The sequence below is a fragment of the Paenibacillus sp. NRS-1781 genome (assembly GCF_050467745.1).
Taxonomy (GTDB): Bacteria; Bacillota; Bacilli; order Paenibacillales; family Paenibacillaceae; genus Paenibacillus; species Paenibacillus terrae_A.
On record NZ_JBITPI010000124.1, the window covers coordinates 1 to 538 of the forward strand.

The 538-nt window shown below is 53.0% G+C and carries 1 protein-coding gene; it reads right to left on the reverse strand.

Annotated elements, in window-relative coordinates; all coding sequences use genetic code 11:
• The coding region (locus tag ACIFO6_RS24245) for a hypothetical protein (RefSeq protein ID WP_430044625.1) at nucleotides 1-483 on the reverse strand (483 nt) is incomplete at its 3' end.
• Between the last annotated feature and the right edge of the window lie 55 nt (nucleotides 484-538).

The following is a 538-nucleotide window of genomic DNA, read 5'->3' on the forward strand; positions in this document are numbered from 1 at the left end:
TGAATCCGTCGTTCCGTTTTGGGTACGTCCGGTGATGTTTTTATTCCCATCCCGCTCATACCCAAATTGGTGCAATGCCGCACCGCCTTGCTCCACCGTAACCCCGGACAAGTCCAGTCCGTTATAGCTGAATCGCGTACTCAGTCCTCTGCTTGAAGACTGACCTTTCAGCAATCCATTTGGTGCATACTCAAACGTCATGCGGTCCAGTGAACCGCCCGTAGCAGCACTCGCTCCTGCCACACTCTGTACGCCCGCTGTCCCTGCTCCACTGCTAACGTCCATTTGAGTCACTTGGCCCAAGCTGTCCAGCTTCGATTGAACGTGCATAGACGTTCCCGAAGCATCGGTCAGCACATAGCCTGTGCGAGACTGCTTATTGTACTCATAGTTTATTTTCGTGCCGTCCGGGTATTTCAGTCCGGTCAACGACCCATTGGCTGGATCATAGGCATACGAGGTCGTTCCCTGCCCATCTGTCATGCTGGTTCGGCGTCCCACAAGGTCATAGGTATAATTGGTTTTAAAATCCGGTCCC